This is a genomic window from Virgibacillus sp. LDC-1 (assembly GCF_030137545.1).
Taxonomy (GTDB): domain Bacteria; phylum Bacillota; class Bacilli; order Bacillales; family Amphibacillaceae; genus LDC-1.
Genome location: NZ_JARUVL010000044.1, coordinates 1 through 325 on the forward strand (window position 1 = coordinate 1; position 325 = coordinate 325).

General features: G+C 44.9%; 1 rRNA gene. It reads right to left on the reverse strand.

The features are described from left to right. Positions 1-221: 221 nt before the first annotated feature. A 16S ribosomal RNA gene (locus tag QBK89_RS15065) occupies positions 222-325 on the reverse strand; the annotation flags it as partial.

A 325-nucleotide genomic window follows, 5' to 3' on the forward strand; every position in this document is an offset into this window, starting at 1 on the left:
TGCCAAGGCATCCACCGTGCGCTCTTATTCACTTAACTAACAATGAATAAGCATAATGCTTATATTTGCTTTACGCCTTTGTTGATGTCGTTGGTATTACTCTTATTTAGTTTTCAAGGTACAAATCGAGAGATTTGCTCTCTCAAAACTGAACCAAACTGACCAAGTATGCCCTTACCAGAGGACTCGAAAGTCCTCTGGCGTTCCTTCATATTCCTTAGAAAGGAGGTGATCCAGCCGCACCTTCCGATACGGCTACCTTGTTACGACTTCACCCCAATCATTAGTCCCACCTTCGGCGGCTGGCTCCAAAAGGTTACCTCAC